The sequence below is a fragment of the Gilliamella sp. Fer4-1 genome (genome assembly GCF_001690515.1).
Lineage (GTDB): Bacteria > Pseudomonadota > Gammaproteobacteria > Enterobacterales > Orbaceae > Gilliamella > Gilliamella apicola_C.
On record NZ_LZGZ01000244.1, the window covers coordinates 1 to 5,704 of the forward strand.

The window sequence follows — 5,704 nt, forward strand, 5'->3', positions numbered from 1 at the left end:
AACGTAATTATCACTATCCCATATATAACCTGATTCCACCTCATATACCCGGTATTTGGTTTTCGGGATTGGAATGGTTTTACCTGCGGTTTGAAACGTATGCATGATAACCAGCTCGCCGCTTAATGGGCAGGTGGTCACCCCATCCATTCGTGCACGACTTTGGACATTTTGAACTATTTCCATATCACCCACCTTAATTTGCTGATCCATATCAAAAAAGCGTCCGATCAACCAGGTATCGGTTAGTGATTTGTAGTCATTAAGGCAATTTTTAAAATCAGTAATAACCTCATTTATGACTTTATTGGCTTTTGCTCGTACATCGGGTGTGATAACAGGCTCAGATAAGGGGGGAGCAATGATGTCCTCTGTCATTTTGTTATCCTATGATTGAAGTTGTTGTAAAATGAAATTCCAAACGTCACTTTTACCCTGATTACGTTGTAATAAACGTTTAACTTTTCTCTCTAAAATATCATGTCGATAGGCCCAATATATTTTCGGATAACTTTCTTGTAACGTTTGTAAGATATTCTCTAATAGCAGATCCTCTTTATCGGTTACCAATTTTTTTATTAATGATTCTGGCACCTGCCACCAAGGCGAAGTTTGCACCGCTTGCTCAACCGGTACATGCACCACATGTGATTGATGATTAATCCAGTAAAAAGCAAAAGCAGGTAGCACGTCTTGCCAGCTATCGGTAAAATAATCAAGCATGATTGACAAGTATTCGCCATCCCAGTAACGAAAAAACACTGTTTCACCATCGGGCATAATGGCTTGGGTTAAGCTCCGTAAATGGGCGCAGATGTCTGCAAAGGGTAAATGAGAGCGTGCTAGCCAGCCCCAGTCTTTGTGCTCAGTGTTATTAATCCAATCTAAAAAGGGGCTATGCTCATCAAGTCTCACTAGCATGGGCATAACAGAAAACCAGTGCTCGTAAGGCGTGCCACTATAAAGACCATAGGGCGTTTGTGAGCCATCAGTGATATAGTAGTTTTTAACCGCTTGCGCATCACTGACATTAGAAAGTACGGCATACAAAGGCATGGCAGAGGTAGCGGTAATCGTGCGCCATTGAGACAGTGGTATAGCTAGCATAATCTGCCCCTTGCATTGCGCAATAAAACCAACAAAGCTAAAAATCCGTTTAACTTATAAAAGACAAGAAAGGGATATTGAATAAGGCGATTGATGATTAAAGCAATACGACTAACAGCAAGCTCCATTATATTTACCTAAATTCCTTTAGAAAGTATTAAGAAACCGAAAATTAAAGGTATTTTTTAGCTAAGATAAGATCATTTTTTATTCTATGCAACCTTTTTTTAGTCTATTTTTGTTATTTTTTACTTATTTTGAAAAATCAATACATATGTATCAGGTTGTTACGCTTGGCGTAAATGTGTAAATACCCCCTCAAACTTAGCACACAACTGACGTAGAAAATTAAGTTGCTTGTTTTAGTGTTTTACATTCAATTGACGCCATGTTCTTCAATGTTCCATGCGGTCTTTCCGTGTTATAAATCATTACCCCTTCTTCGGTTACTCTCTTCGCTTCCGCTAAGTTGTTAAAAAGATATAAATCGAGCACTTAAGGGCGATAGTATGATTATTACATTTCATCCTATTTTGATGATAACGATACTAAGATCTAATATTCAATCGCGCATTTTTTAACTGATTAACAAGCTCTAGTAGTGATAAATTGAGTTGGTGCATAAATTGCTGGTATGAAAACTCTTTTTTGCTAATTTCATCTAATTGTAATTCCCAATGTGCTGTCATGTCGGGCATCGACATGATATCAGGTAATGATAAAATCAGATTTTTACCCACGTCTGTTGAACGTATTGTTTTACCTTGACGAGTCAAAAACTGGCGTTTAAATAACAATTCAATAATACCGGCTCTTGTTGCTTCGGTGCCTAATCCATCCGTTTCGCGCAATATTTTTTTTATTTCTGGATCTTTAACAAATCGGGCAATACCCGTCATAGCCGATAATAATGTGGCATCGGTAAAGGCTTTTGGTGGCTGGGTTTCTTTGCTCAGCAATTCAGTATCAACACATTGCACAGTTTCCCCCTTTTTAACCAATTTAGTTAATAACCCATTGGTTTCATTATCATCTGCATCAGTTTGGTAGTTTTTATTCCTAAATAGAATCTTCCAACCCTCATCAAGCATTTGGTTTGCTTTAGCAATAAATTTCCCGCCTTGAATATCAACATCAATTTGCAATTCGGCATATTTGTAAGCAGGATAAAATTGTGCTAAATATTGCGTTGCAATAACTTGATAAACTGCCTTTTCGTTATCGCTCAAATTTGTCATTTTAGTTTTGCGTAATGTTGGGATAATAGCATGATGTGCTTCGACTTTTTTATTATTCCAAGCTTTGGAACGCAAAGTAAAACTTGCCTGCTCAATAGCAGTTTGAAGCTCAGGGCAATTATTTTCAATAGCAGACTTAACGCCCATAATTTGTTTTAAATGATCTTCAGGTAGAAAGCGACAATCTGATCTTGGATAAGTAATTAATTTGTGCTTTTCATATAACGATTGACAAATGTCGAGTACATCTTGCGCACTTAATCCATTTTTCCTAGCCATTTCAATTTGCAGTGCCGATAAATTAAATGGCATGGGAGGCGCCAACTCTTTCTTTTTGTTGCTAACTTTATCAATTGTTCCTGGTTTACCTTTTATGCGTTGACAAACATTTTCAGCCAACTTTTTGACTAATACTCGCCCTTCTTCATCTTGATAAGGTGCACAGGCTTCGCTTGGTTGCCATTTTGCCTTAAATGTTTCATTGTCTTTGGTTTGTAATACAGCAAACACTTCATAAAAAGGTTTAGGTACAAATTGCGCTATCTCTAAATCACGCCTAACCACTAACCCTAAAATAGGTGTTTGTACTCGCCCAATTGATAATACACCTCGATAACCGTTTTTTTGTCCAACAATAGTGCAAAGCCGGCTCATATTAATGCCATAAAGCCAATCCGCTCTAGCTCTTGCCAATGCAGAGGTTGATAAAGGAATAAAATCTTGGTTATTGCGTAATTGTTGTAATGATTTTTCAACAGCGCTCGCATTTAAATCACTAATTAAACATCGCTGTATAGCTTTGCGTTTGCTCGGCGGTAATTGGCAATAATTTAAGACTTCATCCACCAATAATTGTCCTTCTCTATCGGGGTCACCGGCATGTACAATTTGATCGGCAGAGTTAATTAGATCGACCAAAATATTAAATTGTTTTTTTGTATTGTCTTTTGGCATTAAGATCCATTTTTCAGGCACTATAGGTAAATCACTCATCACCCATTTTTTATATTTAGGATCATAAATTTCTGGTGTAGCTTGCTCTAGAAGATGACCAATACACCAGCTAACAATATCACCATTACTTGCTTTAATAAAACCATTGCCTTTTTGGTGAGGTTTAGGCAATACATCAGCAATAGCTCTAGCTAAGCTGGGTTTTTCAGCAATAAATAAACGATAAGAATGATTAGATCGCATAACAATGATTATTCATTAAATATTTCAAGCAATATACGCTTCATAGAGGAGAGTATCTAATGTATAGTCCAACAATGTAGCCACATTCATCAACAGAAAATTATACAACCCCCAGCTTGGTAAAAAAACGCAAACAAAACAAATTAAAATTAACTTTTCGCAATTAGTTTTTTGCTGGTTGTTAAATAAAGGCTTAATAATATCCTTATCACTAACTGTATAAAAGCTCATAACCTTTTATCCATTTTTTGTAAAAATGTGACCACAATTACCACCACTTTTTATATTTAAGCCAAATAGCCGAAGCAATACAAATAACAACAAGCAGTAATATTAACCCAATAAAAGACCATTCTTGTTGGCTAAAAGGAATACCCGCTAAATTGACGCCAAGTAAACTAGTTAAAAATGTAATCGGCGTAAATATAATGGTAAATAGTGACATTAAGTAAATTCGTTTATTGGTTGATTCAGCCAAGAAACTATTAATTTGCTCCATTATTGAAGCTAACCGCAATAAACAGCTATCTATGTCAGATACATAATGGTTTTGCTGATTGGAAATATCGTGTAACCGTTGACGATCGTTATCATCAATCCATGAAATTCTTTCAGTCGAAATTTTTACAAAAATATCACGTTGCGGTGATAACAACCGACGTAAAACGATCAATTGTTTACGTACACGGCCTATTTCTTTATATGAAAATATCCGTTGGTTAAGAACTAAATCTTCTAGCCTGATGATTTTATTATGAGTACTATTAAAAGATAAATTAACTTGATCGCTAATTAAATCAGATATTTGAATTAGCCAATCAGCAACATCCACAGGTCCAATGCCTTTATCTAAATTGTCTTGCAGCTGAGAAATGGCGCCAATTTTTTGATGTCGGGTTGAAATAATCATGTTATCGGTGATATAAAAACGGAAAGTCACAATAGGATCTGGAAGTTCATTTGGAATAAAATTCACCCCTTTTAAAACCACTAAAATCCCCGACTCAAAACGGATTTCTTTAGATATTTGGTTCGATTTTATCAATTCGTTTTTGATCAAATCAGGAACTAAATGGGTGGTATTAATCCAATTAATGGTTTCTTGCTTCGCAAAATCTAAATGAATCCAAAATGGCTGCGAAATCGAAGGAACACTTTGTTCATTAAGTGGCATTGCTTTGCCTTTACCATCTAGCTGGCAACTAAAAGCCGGTTTAGCATCTAAGAGATGTGAAACAGAAATAGAACTGGTACTATTTTGATTAGTCATAACCGCCCCCATTTGTTATTTTTTAAAATTATATACTGAATTTAGCTTAAAATGGAGTAACCAATTAGAGTTTATTTATTTTGTTTAACGCATTAAATAAATTTGAGGTACACAAGCATTATCTGGATGAGGATAAATCCCTAATTCTACCTTATACCAACGGTTAATATTTTCTGAGGTTAAAACATCTTTAGGTATACCTTGTTTAACAAGTTTTCCTTGATTAATTAATAAGATCTTATCAGCATATAATGCAGCTAAATTGAGATCATGCAAAACACAGCATACGGCTAATTGTTGTTCGCAAGCCAGTTTCTTTAATAATCTTAAGGTTTGTTGCTGGTGATATAAATCAAGTGCCGAAGTAGGCTCATCTAAAAAGAGCAGTTTTTCAGTTGACTGTACTTGCCACAACTGCGCTAAAACTCTAGCTAACTGCACGCGCTGTTGTTCTCCACCAGATAAGTTACGATAATCTCGATTTGCTAGTTTTAAACAATCTGTTTGCTGCATAGATTGTTCTATTGCTATATCAAAATCAGTTTTTCCATATGGCGAACGCCCCATAGCGACGACCTCTTTTACTTTAAAAGGAAACGTCAATTGGTTATGTTGTAGCATTACCGTGCGAATTTTAGATAATTGCTTTTCTGACCATTTTGACAACGGTTTATTGAATAAATAACACTCTCCTGATGATGGCTTTTGGTAACCTGTTAACAAACGCAATAGTGTTGATTTTCCTGCACCATTAGGTCCAATAATAATGGTAATTTTGCCCACTTCTATAGTTAAAGAGATATCATTAATTAAAGTGTGATTTGCATAATTAAAAGTTAAATGTTGAGCAGTTAGCATCATTAGATTCCATTTATTATTTATGTCTTAAAAT

6 protein-coding genes are annotated in these 5,704 nt (G+C 35.6%); all 6 read right to left on the bottom strand.

Translation table 11 applies throughout. From position 1 onward, the window contains the following. On the bottom strand, positions 1-378 hold a 378-nt coding region (locus A9G30_RS08580; protein WP_141672052.1), incomplete at its 3' end, for a hypothetical protein. A 9-nt stretch (positions 379-387) separates the two neighbouring features. Then, positions 388-1,107, bottom strand: coding sequence for a DUF4123 domain-containing protein (locus A9G30_RS08585; RefSeq protein ID WP_065588673.1), 720 nt, complete (start codon positions 1,105-1,107; stop codon positions 388-390). A 348-nt stretch (positions 1,108-1,455) separates the two neighbouring features. Next, the gene (locus tag A9G30_RS13660; protein ID WP_141672053.1) at positions 1,456-1,602 is read right to left on the bottom strand and encodes an integrase core domain-containing protein; all 147 of its coding nucleotides are present in this window, start codon (positions 1,600-1,602) and stop codon (positions 1,456-1,458) included. A gap of 53 nt (positions 1,603-1,655) precedes the next feature. Beyond that, positions 1,656-3,542: a DNA topoisomerase III gene (locus tag A9G30_RS08590; RefSeq protein WP_065588674.1), complete on the bottom strand. Its 1,887-nt coding sequence runs from the start codon at positions 3,540-3,542 to the stop codon at positions 1,656-1,658. Between the two features lie 268 nt (positions 3,543-3,810). After that, complete coding sequence (zntB, locus tag A9G30_RS08600; RefSeq protein WP_176700879.1) at positions 3,811-4,812, bottom strand: zinc transporter ZntB; 1,002 nt, start codon at positions 4,810-4,812, stop codon at positions 3,811-3,813. Between the two features lie 84 nt (positions 4,813-4,896). Further along, positions 4,897-5,673: a heme ABC transporter ATP-binding protein gene (locus tag A9G30_RS08605; protein WP_065588676.1), complete on the bottom strand. Its 777-nt coding sequence runs from the start codon at positions 5,671-5,673 to the stop codon at positions 4,897-4,899. Between the last annotated feature and the right edge of the window lie 31 nt (positions 5,674-5,704).

Bases quoted from the DNA above. Each gene is read 5' to 3' on its own strand.
- A9G30_RS08590 (WP_065588674.1), bottom strand. From the start codon at position 3,542: ATGCGATCTAATCATTCTTATCGTTTATTTATTGCTGAAAAACCCAGC.
- A9G30_RS08605 (WP_065588676.1), bottom strand. From the start codon at position 5,673: ATGATGCTAACTGCTCAACATTTAACTTTTAATTATGCAAATCACACT.
- A9G30_RS08585 (WP_065588673.1), bottom strand. From the start codon at position 1,107: ATGCTAGCTATACCACTGTCTCAATGGCGCACGATTACCGCTACCTCT.
- zntB (WP_176700879.1), bottom strand. From the start codon at position 4,812: ATGACTAATCAAAATAGTACCAGTTCTATTTCTGTTTCACATCTCTTA.